Origin of the sequence: Janthinobacterium sp. SUN073, assembly GCF_030397665.1 — a bacterium.
GTDB lineage: Bacteria > Pseudomonadota > Gammaproteobacteria > Burkholderiales > Burkholderiaceae_D > Janthinobacterium.
This window is the reverse complement of sequence record NZ_JAPUBT010000008.1, coordinates 21078-37410: the sequence shown is the minus strand read 5'-3', so window position 1 is coordinate 37410 and position 16333 is coordinate 21078. Positions and strand designations below refer to the sequence as shown.

14 protein-coding genes, 1 tRNA gene and 1 pseudogene are annotated in these 16333 nt (G+C 62.2%); 14 read left to right on the top strand and 2 right to left on the bottom strand.

Annotation, left to right across the window (positions count from 1 at the left end; translation table 11 throughout):
- Positions 1-90 (top strand) — tRNA-Ser (locus tag O0882_RS20295).
- A gap of 167 nt (positions 91-257) precedes the next feature.
- Here the strand turns inward: O0882_RS20295 and O0882_RS20290 are convergent.
- On the bottom strand, positions 258-881 hold the full coding sequence (locus O0882_RS20290; protein ID WP_289950885.1) for a hypothetical protein: 624 nt from the start codon (positions 879-881) through the stop codon (positions 258-260).
- A 217-nt stretch (positions 882-1098) separates the two neighbouring features.
- On the opposite strand from O0882_RS20290, the gene hisC reads away from it, so the two are divergent.
- The 10 genes from hisC to O0882_RS20240 all read left to right on the top strand — a co-directional run bounded on the left by hisC (position 1099) and on the right by O0882_RS20240 (position 11965).
- Positions 1099-2154, top strand: coding sequence for a histidinol-phosphate transaminase (gene hisC / locus O0882_RS20285; protein WP_289950881.1), 1056 nt, complete (start codon positions 1099-1101; stop codon positions 2152-2154).
- Between the two features lie 4 nt (positions 2155-2158).
- On the top strand, positions 2159-2596 hold the full coding sequence (locus O0882_RS20280; RefSeq protein WP_289950879.1) for a GNAT family N-acetyltransferase: 438 nt from the start codon (positions 2159-2161) through the stop codon (positions 2594-2596).
- Positions 2597-2659: 63 nt separating this feature from the next.
- Entirely contained in the window at positions 2660-3529 is an 870-nt protein-coding gene (locus tag O0882_RS20275; protein WP_289950877.1) for an NAD(P)-dependent oxidoreductase, read from the top strand.
- 204 nt (positions 3530-3733) lie between these two features.
- Positions 3734-4798 carry a YeiH family protein gene (locus O0882_RS20270; protein WP_096234667.1) on the top strand — a complete coding sequence of 355 codons (1065 nt, stop codon included), beginning with the start codon at positions 3734-3736 and terminating at the stop codon, positions 4796-4798.
- 16 nt (positions 4799-4814) lie between these two features.
- Positions 4815-6158 (top strand): D-amino acid dehydrogenase, encoded by a 1344-nt coding sequence (locus O0882_RS20265; RefSeq protein ID WP_289950874.1) that lies wholly within the window; start codon positions 4815-4817, stop codon positions 6156-6158.
- On the top strand, positions 6155-6970 hold the full coding sequence (locus O0882_RS20260) for a thiazole synthase (RefSeq protein ID WP_289950872.1): 816 nt from the start codon (positions 6155-6157) through the stop codon (positions 6968-6970). The genes O0882_RS20265 and O0882_RS20260 overlap by 4 nt, the downstream gene beginning before the upstream one ends.
- A 70-nt stretch (positions 6971-7040) precedes the next feature.
- The gene (locus tag O0882_RS20255; protein WP_289950870.1) at positions 7041-8051 is read left to right on the top strand and encodes a porin; all 1011 of its coding nucleotides are present in this window, start codon (positions 7041-7043) and stop codon (positions 8049-8051) included.
- A 226-nt stretch (positions 8052-8277) separates the two neighbouring features.
- Entirely contained in the window at positions 8278-10089 is a 1812-nt protein-coding gene (gene xsc, locus O0882_RS20250) for a sulfoacetaldehyde acetyltransferase (protein ID WP_289950869.1), read from the top strand.
- Between the two features lie 111 nt (positions 10090-10200).
- Positions 10201-11202, top strand: a complete 1002-nt coding sequence (gene pta, locus O0882_RS20245; RefSeq protein WP_289950867.1) for a phosphate acetyltransferase — start codon at positions 10201-10203, stop codon at positions 11200-11202.
- Between the two features lies 1 nt (position 11203).
- Positions 11204-11965: a sulfite exporter TauE/SafE family protein gene (locus tag O0882_RS20240; RefSeq protein WP_289950865.1), complete on the top strand. Its 762-nt coding sequence runs from the start codon at positions 11204-11206 to the stop codon at positions 11963-11965.
- Positions 11966-11976: 11 nt separating this feature from the next.
- Here O0882_RS20240 and O0882_RS20235 read toward each other — a convergent pair whose 3' ends face one another.
- A complete protein-coding gene (locus tag O0882_RS20235; RefSeq protein WP_289950864.1) occupies positions 11977-12660 on the bottom strand; it encodes a response regulator transcription factor in 684 nt (227 codons plus the stop codon).
- A gap of 88 nt (positions 12661-12748) precedes the next feature.
- Between O0882_RS20235 and O0882_RS20230 the strand changes: the two genes are divergently transcribed.
- The 3 genes and pseudogenes from O0882_RS20230 to O0882_RS20225 form a co-directional block, all read left to right on the top strand.
- Positions 12749-13054: a hypothetical protein gene (locus O0882_RS20230; RefSeq protein ID WP_289950863.1), complete on the top strand. Its 306-nt coding sequence runs from the start codon at positions 12749-12751 to the stop codon at positions 13052-13054.
- Between the two features lie 193 nt (positions 13055-13247).
- Positions 13248-13340 (top strand): annotated as a pseudogene (locus O0882_RS29125) (ESPR-type extended signal peptide-containing protein); the annotation flags it as partial.
- Between the two features lie 45 nt (positions 13341-13385).
- A partial coding sequence (locus O0882_RS20225) for a filamentous hemagglutinin N-terminal domain-containing protein (RefSeq protein WP_289950862.1) occupies positions 13386-16333 on the top strand: 2948 nt, incomplete at its 3' end.

Below are 16333 nucleotides of genomic sequence, written 5' to 3'. Positions count from 1 at the left end.
GGAGAGGTGGCAGAGTGGTCGAATGTACTTGACTCGAAATCAAGCGTACGTTAAATCGTACCGTGGGTTCGAATCCCACCCTCTCCGCCAGAATACATAAGAGAAGCTCCCGCAAGGGAGCTTTTTTTATTCCCGCAAGGTCAAAAAACCACCAGCGGATCAAACCCAGGTAGAAAAACCGCCCAAAGCGCGCAGCGCAAGGCGTTTTTTCCTCCATTCAGGCTTTGAACGCCAGCGCCGCCACTAACGAACGCAAGCTAGTGCACCAGCCTCGCCACCGCAAACGCCACGCCCGACAAGGCAATCATCGTCCCCACACACGACAGGATGACAGCCGATTTCGCCTCAGCCACATCTGACTTGGTCGCATAATTGGAGCGCACCACAGCGACGTCCAGTTTCAAGCCACTGACATCCGTCTTGAGAACGCCGACATCGGTCTTGAGAACAGTGACATCCGTTTTCAGACCAGCCACATCCACCTTGAGGTCCGCAACATCCACTTTGAGGCCAGCAACATCGACCTTCAAACCAGTAACATCCACCTTGAGACCAGCAACATCCGTTTTCAGCCCCGCGACATCCACCTTGATGCCAGCCACATCAACCTTCAAATCAGCAACATCCAGTTTCACACCAACCATGTCTTTTGCGAGTGCGTTGACCTGCTCGTCCATGGTGCAATCCTCCGTGCGTTCCATTCCATGCTCCTCGCTTTTTTCACCCCTGTCAAACAGTGTCCCGAGGGTATCGTGCATGGCCCTGCTACTCCTTGCCAAGCGTTGCGCCAGTGCCGTCGCGCGCTGCAGGTCGACTATTCCGTCGCCCTGTAGCTGGTCCGTGGCAGTCAGCAATTCGACGGCGATCTGTTCTGCAGCCATGCATCGATCTTGCGCTGGCGTGCCTGGTGCGCCTGTGCGTCAGGCCACACCCTTGTATCGCTCAGCTTGTGCATGCTGTTCATGCCGCGTCCTCGTCAACTTCGGGGTGGTGCCGATGCTGTCCACGTTAGCCCTCGCCATCGCCGCCCACCTTGACCCAGCTCAGCCTATGGTAATCTACCGTATCCCCATCCTGCCCCCATACCAAAGCAAAGCAATGAGCCGATTCTGGAGCAACATCGTCAGCGAGCTGACCCCCTACATCCCCGGCGAGCAGCCGAAACTGCCCGACCTGGTCAAACTCAACACCAACGAAAACCCCTACGGCCCGTCGCCGCAGGTGCTGGCCGCGCTGCACGCAGCAGCCAACGACAGCCTGCGTCTCTACCCGGACCCGTCCGCGAGCGAATTGAAGCGAACCCTGGCCGACTACCACGGCTTGAATAGCGCGCAAGTGTTCGTCGGCAATGGTTCCGACGAAGTGCTGGCGCTGGCCTTCATGGCCTTGCTCAAGCACGATGCGCCTTTGCTGTTCCCGGACATCAGCTACAGCTTCTATCCCGTGTATTGCAAACTGTATGGCATCGATTACCGCACAGTAGCGCTCGACGACGCCATGCGCATCCGTCCGGAAGACTATCAGGGGCCGTGCGGCGCCATCATCTTCCCGAATCCCAACGCGCCCACGGGCGTGGACTTGCCGCTGGCCGGCGTGGAAGCCTTGCTGCGCGCCCATCCCGACGCGGTGGTGGTGGTCGATGAAGCGTATGTGGATTTCGGCGGCGAGAGCGCCGTGGCCCTGGTCGAGCGTTATCCGAACTTGCTGGTGGTACAGACGTTCTCGAAATCGCGCTCCTTGGCCGGCTTGCGCGTGGGCTGTGCCTTCGGGCATGCGGACCTGATCGAGGCGCTGGAAAGAGTCAAGAACAGTTTCAACTCGTATCCGCTGGACCGGTTGGCGCTGGCCGGCGCCGTCGCTTCGCTGCACGACGAAGCGTATTTCCAGCAAACGCGCCAGGCCGTCATCGCCAGCCGCGAACAGCTGGCGGCGGACTTGACGGAGTTGGGCTTCGAGGTGCTGCCGTCCGTGGCCAACTTTGTCTTTGCCCGCCACCCGCAGCATGACGCGGCACAACTGGCCGCCGGCTTGCGCGCCCGCTCCGTCATCGTGCGCCATTTCAATGCGCCGCGTATCAGCCAGTATTTGCGCATCAGCATCGGTAATCCGGCTGAGTGCGCAGCGTTGATGGCGGCATTGCGCGAAGTGCTGTGACGCCATGCTGACCTTCGTACCTGCCAGCATCGCCGATGGCGAGGCGCTGGCCAGCCTGCGCGTGGCCGCCATGCGCGACAGCCTGGAGCGCATTGGCCGCTATGATCCGCAGCGCGCGCGCCAGCGTTTCCTGTCCACCTACGACCCCGCCTGTACCTGGCAGTTGTGCCATGGCGGCGCGCTGGCCGGCTTCTACGTGTTGCGCCCGCAAGCGGATTATTTGCTGCTCGACCACTTCTACCTGGCGCCGGAATGCCAGCGGCAAGGCATGGGCGCGGCCGTGCTGGCGCGCGTGTTTGCCGAGGCCGATGCGGCCCGCAAGAGCGTGCGCGTGGGCGCCTTGCGCGGCAGCGAGGCAAACCGCTTCTATGTGCGTCACGGCTTCGTGCCGGATGGCGAGGAAGAGTTCGACCTGTATTATCGGCGCGCTCCCACGCCTTGATGCTGCCGGCGGCGACTGTTTGTGCAACAATAATCGGATTCATTCATCGACAGGACGGACAATATGGCAAAAGTGGCATTCATCGGTTTGGGCGTCATGGGTTTCCCCATGGCAGGTCACTTGGCGGCGGGCGGGCATGACGTCACCGTGTACAACCGCAATCCGGCCCGCGCGGCCGCCTGGCTGGAGCAGCACAAGGGCAGCAGCGCCGCCACGCCGGCCGCCGCTGCAGCGGGCGCCGAGTTCGTGTTTACCTGCATCGGCAACGATAACGACCTGTACCAGGTGATCCTGGAAGAGGGCGGCTTGCTGTCCGCCATGGCGCCGGGCAGCGTCCTGATCGACCACACGACGGCCTCCGCCGAAGCGGCACGCACGATCCACGCGGCGGCGCAAGAGAAGGGCGTGTTCTTCCTCGACGCGCCCGTGTCCGGCGGCCAGGCGGGCGCGGAAAACGGCAAGCTGACGGTGATGGTGGGCGGCGACGCGCAGGCGTATGCGCGGGCCGAGCCCGTCATCGCCCTGTTCTCGCGCGCCGTCACCTACATGGGCGCGTCCGGTTCCGGCCAGCTCACAAAAATGGTCAACCAGATCTGCATCGCCGGCCTGGTGCAGGCGCTCAGCGAAGGCATCGCCTTCGCGGAAAACGCGGGCCTCGATGCAGCGCTGGTGGTGGACGTGATTTCCAAGGGCGCGGCGCAGTCGTGGCAGCTGGAAAACCGGGGCAAGACCATGATCGAGCGCAAGTTCGACTTCGGTTTCGCCGTCGACCTGATGCGCAAGGACCTGGGCATCTGCCTCGCCGAAGCCAAGCGCAATGGCAGCGACCTGCCCGTGACGACCTTGACGGACCAGTTCTATGCCGAAGTGCAGCAGGCGGGCGGCAACCGTTACGACACATCCAGCCTGATCACCCGTTTGAACAAAAAGTAATCTTTCAAGCACCAGCAACGGCGGCGCGTCCCTGCAAAGGGCCGCGCCGCTTGTCGTTTACGGGGTGAGAAATAAAAAAACGTCAGTTTCCGGAACATCCGGTTTCGATTTTCATGGAAAAACATGGACTTCGCTAGCTCATCGTGTATTATTAAAAAACGAGATGAAATGTCCCAATTTTTAAAACATTATGAGCGGACCCGCATGAAAACCAACTCCTCAGCGATAACACGCGTTGTCGACAAGAACATTCCCTACCTGTCTTCCGCCGTCGCCATCTGGCGTCCCCGCGCCGTGCTGCGCAGCTGGCCCGGCGTGGCCATCGCGCTGGTGATCGCCCTGTCGGCCACCTTTATTTCCAGCAATTACGGCGGCCCGCAACTGCTGTATGCGCTGTTCTTCGGCCTGGCCTTCCACTTCCTCGCGTCCGACCCCACCTGCAAGCCCGGCATCGAATTTTGCAGCAAGGTGCTGCTGCGTACGGGCGTGGCCCTGCTGGGCGCGCGCATCACTTTCAATCAGATCGCCTCGGTCGGGGTGACGCCACTCTTGATCGTCGTCGGCGGCCTGGTGGCGACTTTAGGCTTCGGCTATCTGCTGGCCAAATGGCTGAAACGCCCCATCACGGAAGGCATTCTGTCGGGCGGCTCGGTCGCCATCTGCGGCGCCTCGGCCGCGCTGGCCATCTCGGCCGTGCTGCCGCAAACCAAGGAAAACGAAAAGTTTACCCTGCTGACGGTGGTGGGCGTGACGTCGCTGTCGACCCTGGCCATGATCGTCTACCCGCTGCTGGTCAAACTGCTGGGCTTTGACCCGACGGAAGCGGGCGTGTTCATCGGCGGCACCATCCACGACGTGGCGCAAGTGGTGGGCGCCGGCTATCTGGTCAGCAACCACACGGGCGACGTCGCCACCTTCGTGAAACTGACGCGCGTGGCCTGCCTCGTGCCCGTCGTGCTGGGCCTGTCGATCATGTTCAAGCGCAAGGATGGCAAGAGCGAAGTGGATGCGCCGCCGCTGGTGCCGTTTTTCCTGATCGGCTTTGTCTGGCTGGTGATTACCAACAGCCTGGGTCTGATCCCGCAGGAAGTGAATGGCTGGATCAACAATGCCTCGCGCGCCTGCCTCGTCATTGCGATTGCCGCGCTGGGCGTGAAAACCTCGTTCCAGTCGCTGGCCTCGCTGGGCTGGCGTCCCGTGATCATGCTGGTGATGGAAACGGTGTGGATCGCCGCCTTTGTCGCCATCGCCGTCCTGCTGACGCGCTAAGCGAGTCGGGCCCGCCATGAAGATCCTTGTCCTCGGCGCCGGCGTGGTCGGCACGGCATCGGCCTGGTATTTGCGCCAGGCGGGCCACGACGTACGCGTGTTCGAGCGTCAGGCGGGCGCCGCGCAGGAAACCAGTTTCGGCAACGGCGGCCAGATTTCCGTTTCACACGCGGAACCGTGGGCGAATCCCGCCACCCTGCGCAAGGTGCTCACGTGGCTGGGCAAGGACGACGCGCCGCTGCTGTTCCGTCCCCGTCTCGATGTGCTGCAATGGCAGTGGGCCTTGCACTACCTGCGCGAATGCCTGCCGGCCAGGGTGTCGCGCAATATGCGCCAGATCGTCGCCCTGGCCGAGTACAGCCGGCAGAGTTTGCAGACGCTGCGGCGCGAGACGGGCATAGCCTACGACCACCTGGAGCGGGGCATCTTGCATTTCTATACGGAGCAGCAGGAGTTTGACAAATCACAAGCGGGTGCCGCGCTCTTGCGCGAACTGGGTTGCCCGCGCAACACCGTCAGCGCCGATGAAGTGATCCGGCTGGAACCGGCTCTGCGCCACGCGCGCAGCCGCATCGTCGGCGGCGACTTTACGGCCAGCGATGAATCGGGCGACGTGCATCTGTTTACCACGGCCCTGGCCGCGTGCGCCGCCAAGGCCGGCGTGGATTTTCAGTTCGGCACGGCGGTGACGCGGCTGCTGGCAGATGGCGAGCGCATCACGGGCGTGGAATGCATCGACGCGCAAGGGCGCCACCGCCTCGAGCACGCGGATGCCGTGGTGGTGGCCATGGGCAGCTTTTCCGCGCCCCTGTTGCAGCCCTTGGGCATCCGCTTGATGCTGTATCCGGGCAAGGGCTATTCGGCCACGTATCCGATCATCGACCCCGTCAGCGCGCCGTCCGTATCGCTGACCGACGATGGCCATAAATTGGTCTTTTCGCGCCTGGGCGAGCGCCTGCGCGTGGCGGGTACGTGCGAGCTGAACGGCTACACGCGCGAACTCAATCCCGTGCGCTGCGCCGCCATCACGCGCCGCGTGCAGGCGCTGTTTCCCCACGCCTGCGATTACAGCGACCCCGTCTACTGGGCCGGCCTGCGCCCCCTGACACCGTCGAACGTGCCGTACATTGGCGCCACGCGCTACCGCCAGCTGTTCCTCAACACGGGGCACGGCACTCTGGGCTGGACCATGGGCTGCGGCGCGGGCAGGGCGCTGGCCGACCTGGTGTCGGGATGCCGGCCTGAAGTCGATTTTGCGTTTTGCGGGGAAACCCAAGGAAAAAGGCTGGGGTCGGACCCTCAGGGTCCGACCCCGGATTTTGCTTCTGGTTTAAATGAATTGCACAGGAGATCAAGATGAGAGACGACGCCACCCCCAGCCAAGCACCCGGCGGCCTGACCCTGGCCGGCACCACCTACCAGTCGCGCCTGCTGGTAGGCACGGGAAAATACAAGGATTTCGAGGAAACGCGCCTGGCCATCGAGGAGAGCGGCGCCGAGATCGTCACGGTGACGATCCGCAGGGTCAACATCGGCCAGGAGAAGGGCGAGCCGAACCTGCTCGACTTCATTCCGCCGTCGAAATACACGATTTTGCCCAACACGGGCGGCTGCTACAACGCGCGCGACGCCGTCTACACCTTGCAACTGGCGCGCGAACTGCTGGGCGGGCACCCGCTGTGCAAGCTGGAAGTGCTCGGTGATGAAAAGACCCTGTTTCCGAACATGCCGGAAACGTTAAAAGCGGCCGGGGAGCTGGTGCGCGACGGCTTCCAGGTGATGGTGTATTGCAGCGACGACCCCATCCAGGCGCGCATGCTGGAAGACCTTGGCTGTATCGCCGTCATGCCGCTGGCGTCCCTGATCGGCTCGGGCATGGGCATTCTGAATCCGTGGAATTTGTCGCTGATCATCGAGCAAGCCACGGTGCCCGTGCTGGTCGATGCGGGCGTGGGCACGGCCTCGGACGCGGCCATCGCCATGGAACTCGGCTGTGACGGCATCCTGATGAATACCGCCATCGCGGCGGCGCGCGAGCCGATCCGCATGGCGCGCGCCATGAAATTGGCAGTGCAGGGCGGACGCGAGGCTTACCTGGCCGGACGCATGCCCCGGAGAGTGAACGCCATGAGCGCCTCGCCTTCGTCGCCGATGGCCGGGCTGATCGCCTGAGCCAAGTTTGCAGCACCGTAGTTGATTTGCGTTTCAAGCGTTTATAAAAACCACAATACCTGGAGATGACATGAAACACACACTCGTAGCGGCGGCCGTCCTGGCCACACTCTTCGCTGGCGGCGCCAGCGCCCAATCGTCCGTCACCGTGTACGGCTTGCTGGACGCTGGCCTGACGTCCGAACACGGCGGCGCGGACGGTTCCGTCACCAAGCTGGCCACCGGCGTGCAGTCGGGCAGCCGCATCGGCTTCAAGGGCACTGAAGACCTGGGCAACAATCTGAAGGTCAACTTCTTGCTGGAAAATGGCCTCGACCTCGATACGGGCGCCAACCGCCAGGGCGCGCTGTTTGGCCGCAAGGCCTATGTGGGCCTGTCCGGCGACTTCGGCGCCGTCAACCTGGGCTTGCAACACAACCCGCTGTTCACCGCGTTGGACAATATCGACCCGTTCGAGACGGGCCTGACGGGCGCCTCGCTCAACCTGATGAGCGTGGCCAGCCTGCGCACGAAAAATTCCATCATGTACGAAACGCCGAAGGTGAAGGGTTTGTCGGCCGCCATCATGGTTGGCCTCGGCGAAAAGCCGGACAGCGCCAGCCTGGGCCGCACCATCGACTTTTCCATCGACTACGCCAACGGCCCGCTGGTGCTGACCCTGGCGCACGACAACCGCAAGGATAGCGAGCTGAACACAGCCAAGGTGACTTTGCTGGGCGGCACCTACGATTTCGGCCCCGCCAAGTTGCACGCCGCATATGAGACGGACAAGGACGATGCGGGCACGGATTTCCGCAACTATATGCTGGGCGTGTCCGCGCCGGTCAGCGCGGCGGGCAGCGTGATGGCCTCGTACATCAAGAAGGATGACCGCACGAATGCCCGCCGCGGCGGGCGCCAGCTGGCCATCGGCTACACGTATGCCTTGTCCAAGCGCACCAATCTGTACACCTCGTACGGGCGCATCGGCAACGATGGCGCGGGCACCAACTTCGTTGGCGACGCTTCCAGCGGCGGCAGCGTGCCCTTGCCTGGGCATAACTCCAGCGCCTTCACGGCAGGCATGCGCCTGAAATTCTAAGGCGTAGCGCAGGAGGTCTCGATGGCGGGCTGTCTGTTGCGGATAGTCCGCCATTGTTGTTTCAGCAGTGGCGCAAAGTCACGGATTCCGGATTCAGGAATGAAACAGTCCGATTTTTCATGAATTTTCATTGACAGCGTATTTCGTAAGCGTTAAATTGAACACGTATTTCAAATATCGGAACAAAATATACCGATTTTTCATAAAACCGTAAGGAGACTGAGCCATGACTGATTTGTCCGACCAAAAAGCCGCCGCTGCCGTTCCAGTAGGCCCGCAAAAGATGACGCCTTCCGAAGCGTTCGTGGAAACCCTGGCCGCCAATGGCGTGACCGACATGTTCGGCATCATGGGCTCGGCCTTCATGGACCCGATGGACATCTTCGCCCCGGCAGGCATCCGCCTGATTCCCGTGGTGCACGAGCAGGGCGCCGGCCACATGGCCGACGGTTACGCCCGCGTCTCGGGCCGCCATGGCGTGGTCATCGGCCAGAACGGCCCCGGCATCAGCAATTGCGTCACGGCCATTGCCGCCGCCTACTGGGCGCACACCCCGGTCGTCATCATCACGCCGGAAACGGGCACGATGAGCATGGGCCTGGGCGGCTTCCAGGAAGCGAACCAGCTGCCGATGTTCGAGGAATTCACCAAATACCAGGGTCATGTGACCAATCCGGCCCGCATGGCGGAATTCACGGGCCGCTGCTTTGACCGCGCCATGTCGGAAATGGGGCCGACGCAACTGAACATCCCGCGTGACTATTTCTACGGCGAAATCAAGGCCGAGATTCCGAAACCGAACCGCCTGGACCGTGGCGCGGGCGGCGAACACAGCCTCAATGAGGCGGCGGAACTGCTGGCCAAGGCCAAGTTCCCCGTCATCATCTCGGGCGGCGGCGTGGTCATGGGCGAAGCGATCGAAGAGTGCAAGGCGCTGGCCGAGCGCCTGGGCGCGCCAGTGGTGAACAGCTATCTGCATAACGACTCGTTCCCCGCCAGCCATCCGCTGTGGTGCGGCCCATTGGGTTACCAAGGATCGAAGGCGGCCATGAAACTGATCGCCCAGGCCGACGTCGTCGTGGCTCTCGGTTCGCGTTTGGGACCGTTCGGCACCTTGCCGCAGCACGGCATGGATTACTGGCCGAAGAACGCGAAGATCATCCAGATCGACGCGGACAACAAGATGCTGGGTCTGGTGAAAAAGATTTCTGTGGGCATCTGCGGCGACGCCAAGGCGGCGGCGAAGGCGATTCTTGCCCGCCTCGATGGCAAGACGCTCGATTGCGATGCGACGCGCGAAGAACGCTATGCCACCGTGCAAGCCGAGAAGGCCGCGTGGGAAAACGAACTGGACAACTGGACGCACGAAAAAGATGCGTACAGCCTGGACATGATCGAAGAGCAAAAGAAAGAGCCGGGCAATTATCTGCACCCGCGCCAGGTCTTGCGCGAGCTGGAAAAAGCCATGCCGGAAGACGTGATGGTGTCGACCGACATCGGCAACATCAACTCGGTGGCCAACAGCTATCTGCGCTTTGAAAAGCCGCGCAGCTTCTTTGCGGCGATGAGCTTTGGCAACTGCGGCTACGCGTTTCCGACGATTATCGGCGCGAAAGTGGCCGCACCGCACCGTCCGGCCGTGTCGTATGCGGGTGACGGCGCTTGGGGCATGAGCTTGATGGAAACCATGACCTGCGTGCGCCACAATATTCCCGTCACGGCCGTGGTGTTCCATAACCGCCAGTGGGGCGCGGAAAAGAAAAACCAGGTCGATTTCTACAACCGCCGCTTCGTTGCCGGTGAACTCGACAACCAGAGCTTCGCGGAGATCGCACGCGCCATGGGGGCCGAAGGCATCACGGTCGACAAGCTGGAAGACGTGGGTCCGGCCTTGAAGAAGGCCATCGACATGCAGATGAATGAAGGCAAGACCACCATCATCGAAATCATGTGCACGCGCGAGCTGGGCGACCCGTTCCGCCGCGATGCGCTGAGTAAACCGATCCGTCACCTGGATAAATATAAAGACTACGTGTAAGCAGTCAGTTCGATCCTTGTATGACCCCGGCAATCGCGCCGGGTTTTATGTGCCGGAATCATCTGCATGCTTCCATGGTTCCGGCACTTTTTTTACCGAATTGGAGTACCCATGAAAGCCCTGCACCGCATCATCGCCCAAGCCCGCGCCGTGCCGAAAAACATCGTCTTGTGCGAGGGCGACGATGCGCGCGTACTGCAGGCGGCCGCGCGGGCGGCAAGCGAAGGCCTGGCGCACATCACCCTCGTCGGCAAGCCGGCCGCCATCCTGGCCCTGGCGCGCGAACACGCGCTGGACCTCGATGCCGTGCGCCTGATCGATCCGGCAGCGTCCGAGGAGTCGGAACACTATGCCCAGCAATTGTTTGTGCTGCGCCAGGCCAAGGGCATGACGGTGGAGCAGGCGCGTATCGCCGTGCAAGACCCGCTGTGCTACGCCAACCTGATGGTGCGCCTGGGCGACGCCGACGGCTGCGTCGCGGGGGCCGTGCACACGACGGCCGACGTGGTGCGCAGCGCCATCCAGATCATCGGCGTCGACCCGGCCTTCAAGCTGGTGTCGAGCTTTTTCCTGATGATGCTGTGCGAACCTTTCCACAGCCTGAAGGGCGGTTTCATCTTTTCCGATTGCGCCCTCGTGGTCGACCCGAAAGCCGAGGAGCTGGCCGACATCGCCATGGCCGCCGCCGACAGCGCGCAAGCCTTGCTGATGGAAGAACCGCGCGTGGCCATGCTGTCGTTTTCCACCAGCGGCAGCGCCCACCACGCGGCCGTCGACAAGGTGCATGCGGCCACGGACCGGGTCAAGGCCCAGCGTCCGCTGCTGGCCATCGATGGCGATGTGCAGCTCGATGCGGCCATCGTGGCCGAGATTTCCCAGAGAAAAGTCAAGGATTCCGTGGTGAATGGCCGCGCGAATGTGCTGGTATTTCCCAACCTGGATGCGGGCAACATCGGCTACAAGCTGGCCGAACGCATGGGCGGCGCTGTCGCCATCGGCCCGCTGCTGCAAGGCTTGAACAAGCCAGCCAACGATTTGTCGCGCGGTTGCTGCGCCGACGATGTGTATAACGTGATCGCGGTCACGGCCGTGCAGGCCCAGGGTGGACGCTGAGTTGTTCAGCCTGCCTGTGCTGGCGCTGCTGGGCGTGGTGGCGGCGGGCACGTATTTCCAGACCGTCACGGGCTTTGGCCTGGGCATGATCGTCATGGGCGTGGCCAGCGGTCTGGGCCTGGCGCCCGTGCCCGCGCTGGCGGCCCTCGTCAGCTTGTTATCGCTGGCCAATTGCCTGGTGGCCTTGCCGGGCGCCTTGCACCACCTGGACTGGCGCGCCATCCGCGCGGCCAGCATTGGCTTGCTGCCGGCCATGGCGGCCGGCGTGTTGTTATTGGGATACCTGGACCAGGCGTATGCGCCCGTCCTGAAACTGTTATTGGGCGCGGCCATCGTGTATGGCGGCGTCAGTATTTTGCTGCAGGCGCCGCCGGGACCGGGCGCGGCGGATAAACGCAGTTTCTTCATCAGCGGCGTGTGCGGCGGCCTGTTTTCGGGCCTGTTTTCGCTGGCTGGCCCGCCCCTCGTGTACCAGTTCTACCGCCAGGAAATGAGTTTAAAAACCATCCGCTACAGCCTGATCTTTTTGTTTGCCATCAGCGCGGGCGGACGCTCGCTGATGGCGGGCAGCCAGGGCCAGCTCGATGCGAAAGTGTTACTTTTGTGCATGCTAGCCCTGCCTGTCGGCGTGCTGGCCACCATGGCCGGCAAGCGCTACCCGCCACCGATCGCCCAGCGCGGCATGCGCCGCATCGCGTTTGCCGTACTGACCTTGATCGGCCTTTCCTTGATGGCGGCGGCCGTGCCGCAATTGCTCGCCTAGCGAGCGCGGGTTCAGGGCCGTACTGCCGCGTTGGCGAAGAAGCGGTAACCGGCGTTGCGCGCCGTATTGATGGGCAGGGAAAGCCCGGTGGCGAGCTCGGTCTTGCGGCGCAGGCGGCGGATCTGCGTGTCGAGGCGGCGCTGATCGTAGTCGAGGAAATCCTCGCCCAGCGACTGGACGATTTGCTGGCGGCTGACGATGCGCTCGGGCTCGGCCATCAGCACCTGCAGCACGGTCAAGTCCTGCTGCGACAGCGCGATGGCGTCGCAACCGGGCGGCAACAGCCGGCGCGGCCCCAGTTCGAGTATCCACGTGGGCGCGGTCACCGGTTCGCCCAGGCGGCGGCGCAGGCTGCTCAGGGTGGCAGCCAGTTCATTGAGGTCGGTATTTTTGGGCAGATAGTAATCGGCGCCGTCGATCAAGCCGCTTATCTTGTGTTGCATCGCGCTGCGCGCGGTAAAGACGACAATGCCTAGTTGCCGGCCCTGGGCACGCAGCGCGCGGACCAGTTCCATGCCGTCGCCATCGGGCAAGCCCAGGTCGATGACGGCAATATGGTGCTGCGTGGGAGCGTAACAGGCTTGAAAGTCGGCCAGGTTGGCGACTGCACTGACGCGATAGCCGCAATCGCCAAGAAATTCGGTCAGTTCTTGCCGCAGGACGGCTTCATCTTCAAGCAGAATAAGGTTCAACATGGGGCAAGGATACCCGATCGTTTTCGCGGCGTGAAGGTCTGACTGAAATTACCCGCCCTGTTTCCCCGCTTTACCCGTGGCGTTGTCGGTGTCACCGCTGCCGCTGATCGTCCTGGTCATCGTGCTGGCCACATGGCTCACACTGCGCGGACACCATCCGGCACGCGCCTTCCTGCTGATTTTCGGCATCTTTTATGCGGCTGTCCTGATCAGTTTTCTGCGCAGCATGGCGGTGCTGCGGAACAGCGCCGGCATGGATGGCATCGTCAGTTTTTCGCTGCATGTACCCGTGCATATACGCGCCTGGATACATCGCGATTCCCGACTGAATCAGTCGGGAATCGCTCAGGTTTGCTCACTTATAAATCTGGAATCTTTGTTATATTTTCCCTAAAGAAATTTCTGTAGCTTTTGGCCACATTTGTGTGGTGAAAGGCAATAGGGATGGAAGCGAGGGGGGAGGCTGTCTGTGCGCATGGCGCATGCATGGCCGATATCGCCATTTCCGCCACCTCACCCGCCGCCATGGGCGCGGGTGAGGTGGCGCGTGGGTGCTCCGTATACAAATACCAACAAGGATAGACTGCATGCATCGTCACGGATCATTGAATCACATTTATCGACTCGTCTGGAGTCATGTTCTGAACGCCTGGGTTGCCGTTGCCGAGACGTCTCGCGGGCGCGGCAAGGGCGGACGTCGCAAGTTGGCCGCGGCCGCGGCCGCCATGGCGGCGTTGACGCTGGGAGGCCCCGCTTGTGCCGGACCCACGGGTGGCCAGGTAGTGGCCGGCTCGGCGACCATCACGCAGTCCGGTGCGACAACGACGATTCAGCAGACGAGCCAGCAAGCTTCGCTGAACTGGGCCAGCTTCAATGTGGGCAGCAAGGAAACCGTCAACTTCGTGCAACCGTCGGCCAGCGCGCTCGCCGTCAACCGCATTCTCGATAGCAATGGTTCGCAGATCCTCGGGCGCCTCAGTGCCAATGGCCAGGTCTACCTGATTAACCCGAACGGCATCCTGTTTGGCCGCACCGCGCAGGTCAATGTGGGTGCTCTTGTCGCTTCGACCCTGGATGTCGAGAATGCCAGCCTGGGCGGCAACAAGCATGTCTTCAGCGGCAAGGGAAGCGGACGCATCGTCAATGAGGGCACCATCCGTGCTGCCGATGGTGGCTATGTCGCGCTGGTGTCCGCGAAGATCAGCAACAGCGGCACTATCGCTGCCCATGCCGGCAGCGTGCTGATGGGTGCTGGCAGCCAGGTTACGCTGGACCTGGGTGGTCCCGTCAAGCTGCAGGTGACGCAGGGCGCGCTCGATACCCTGATCGACAACGGCGGCGCCATCCGTGCCGATGGCGGCCAGGTCTACCTGACGGCCAAGGCGGCGGGCGCACTGGCCTCCAGCGTCATCAATAATACGGGCGTGATCGAAGCGCATACCCTGGCCACCGGTGAAAAAGGCCAGATCGTGTTGTTGGGCGATATGAAGAAGGGCAGCGTCCATGTCGCCGGCGTGCTCGACGCCAGCGCGCCGCAAGGCGGCGACGGCGGCTTCATTGAAACGAGCGCAAATCGGGTGGACATCGGCGCCGCGCGTGTCACCACGGCTGCACCGCGCGGCAAGACGGGCACCTGGCTGATCGACCCGAACGACTTCACGGTCGCCGCCAGTGGCGGCAACATGACGGGGGCCGATGTGTCCAATGCCCTGGCCAGCAATAATTTCTCCATCATGACGACCAGCATGGGCACGACGGGCGGCCGAGGCGATATCTATGTGAATGACGCCGTCAACTGGTCGGCCAACAAACTCACGCTGACTGCCGAGCGCAACATCAATATCAATGCGAACCTGAACGCGACCGGCACGGGCCAGCTCGCATACCAGTACGGGCAAGCCACGGCCGATGGCGCAGGCAGCTCCTACAGTGTTTCGCTGGGCGTCGCCGTGAACATTCCGCATGCCAGCGCATTTACCTGGCAAAAGGGCAGTGGCGGACGCGTGAACAATCTGGTGCTGGACAATGGAAAGATGCGTATTGGTGACGGCGTGGAAAATTCGTTCACGGACGACGGTCTGCTGAAAGGCCCAGCCTATTTCGATAACTCGACCACGGGCCGTAGTGGCTGGTTTCAGCTCACCTATCGCGCGCGGCCATTCGAGTTTGCGATTGCCGCTGGCGGGGACGGCAGCAACTCATGGAATGGCACTGGGGAAGTGCTGGCCTCCAATTTGAATGGGGGCGGGGCGGGGATGGGCTCGGCAGGAAGCTATTTGAATGCACTGAGTAATCGTTCGCTGAATATTGCCGGTTATCAAGAGGGTGTCGGTACCGTGACGACGACGGGAACGTTGACTTTCCAGACCTTGCAGCAATCTGCCGGCGTGACGCACAGCTACACGTTGAAGACAGGAGACGCCTATATCAACATGGATAGTCGCGTCACCAACCAGAGCAGCGCGCCGCTGACGAATGTACGCATGTGGCTGGGGACTGGCGACGACTTCATCGGCGTGTCGGACCAAAATTTCAAGACCAAGGGGACAATCAGCGGGGGCGCATTCGTGCCCTTGACTGACGCGAATGCACCCTCGAATGCCATCATGGTCAGTGAAGTCGGTAGCGGTACCAACGGGTCGGCCGCGCTGTTTTATTCGACAACAGCTGGCGTGAATACCGTCCATAGCGCTTGCTGCCAGTTTTCCAACGTTGTGTTCAAGGATCCGAAAAGTTCATCGATCGCTTCTGCGCAGAATGATGGCAGCTATGCCATCTTCATGCGGGTGCCGGACCTGGCTCCGGGGCAGTCTGGCGGTCTGTCGGTTTATTATGCTGCGGCGCCCATTTCGCAATTATCGTCCGCCATCGTCTCGGTCGACGATGCCGCCGGTAATACCCCCAAGTCGGTGTATCTGCGCCTGACGCCTGGTAGCAGCATCTATGGCAACATGCCGATCTTTAATTATGCGCTGTATGACGCGCTCGTGGACGGGCGACTGGTCACGGATGCCGGCGTTAGCGGCACCATTAGCTGGCTGGGTGCGCCTTCCGCCACCTCATCGACCGGCCTCTACACAATCACCTATGGCACCGGCCTCACCTTGGGCAAGGCTGGTTATACCTTGACGCCGGGCGGCCCGGTCTACTGGACGGTCACACCCCGTCCGTTGAACGTGGCCGTGACGAAGACCTACGACGGCAGCGGCACGTTTAATGCCGGCTTTGTGCTGTCGGGGCTGGTCAATGGCGACAGTGCGCCTAGCGTGACGGGTTCAGCCAGTGTCGGCAGCCGCAACGCCGGCCGTTACAGCAGTTTTGACTCCAGCACCTTGAGTCTGTCCAGCAGTAATTACGTGCTGAACGCCAGCGGCGTCAGTGCCAGCATCGACCCTCGTCCCATCATGGTGGCCGCCGACGCGAAGAGCAAGGTATACGGCAATGTCGATCCGGGCCTGACGTACCAGGTGACGAAAGGCGCGCTGGTGGACGGCGACAGCCTGTCCGGCGCCTTGCGCCGCGTGGCCGGTGAAAACGTGGGCAGCTACACGATCGACGCTTCGGCTCTGGCCAACGGCAACTATGTGGTGACGGCGCACGACGGCGCCTTGAGCATCGCCGCGCGTCCGATCACGGTAACGGCCGATGCGAAGAGCAAGGTCTACGGCAACGT

What these genes read in the sequence shown, in the direction of transcription:
- hisC (WP_289950881.1), top strand. Translation starts at nt 1,099, where the DNA reads ATGAGCCGATTCTGGAGCAACATCGTCAGCGAGCTGACCCCCTACATC.
- O0882_RS20265 (WP_289950874.1), top strand. Translation starts at nt 4,815, where the DNA reads ATGAAGATCCTTGTCCTCGGCGCCGGCGTGGTCGGCACGGCATCGGCC.
- O0882_RS20235 (WP_289950864.1), bottom strand. Translation starts at nt 12,660, where the DNA reads ATGTTGAACCTTATTCTGCTTGAAGATGAAGCCGTCCTGCGGCAAGAA.
- xsc (WP_289950869.1), top strand. Translation starts at nt 8,278, where the DNA reads ATGACTGATTTGTCCGACCAAAAAGCCGCCGCTGCCGTTCCAGTAGGC.
- pta (WP_289950867.1), top strand. Translation starts at nt 10,201, where the DNA reads ATGAAAGCCCTGCACCGCATCATCGCCCAAGCCCGCGCCGTGCCGAAA.
- O0882_RS20270 (WP_096234667.1), top strand. Translation starts at nt 3,734, where the DNA reads ATGAAAACCAACTCCTCAGCGATAACACGCGTTGTCGACAAGAACATT.
- O0882_RS20280 (WP_289950879.1), top strand. Translation starts at nt 2,159, where the DNA reads ATGCTGACCTTCGTACCTGCCAGCATCGCCGATGGCGAGGCGCTGGCC.
- O0882_RS20255 (WP_289950870.1), top strand. Translation starts at nt 7,041, where the DNA reads ATGAAACACACACTCGTAGCGGCGGCCGTCCTGGCCACACTCTTCGCT.
- O0882_RS20290 (WP_289950885.1), bottom strand. Translation starts at nt 881, where the DNA reads ATGGCTGCAGAACAGATCGCCGTCGAATTGCTGACTGCCACGGACCAG.
- O0882_RS20275 (WP_289950877.1), top strand. Translation starts at nt 2,660, where the DNA reads ATGGCAAAAGTGGCATTCATCGGTTTGGGCGTCATGGGTTTCCCCATG.
- O0882_RS20260 (WP_289950872.1), top strand. Translation starts at nt 6,155, where the DNA reads ATGAGAGACGACGCCACCCCCAGCCAAGCACCCGGCGGCCTGACCCTG.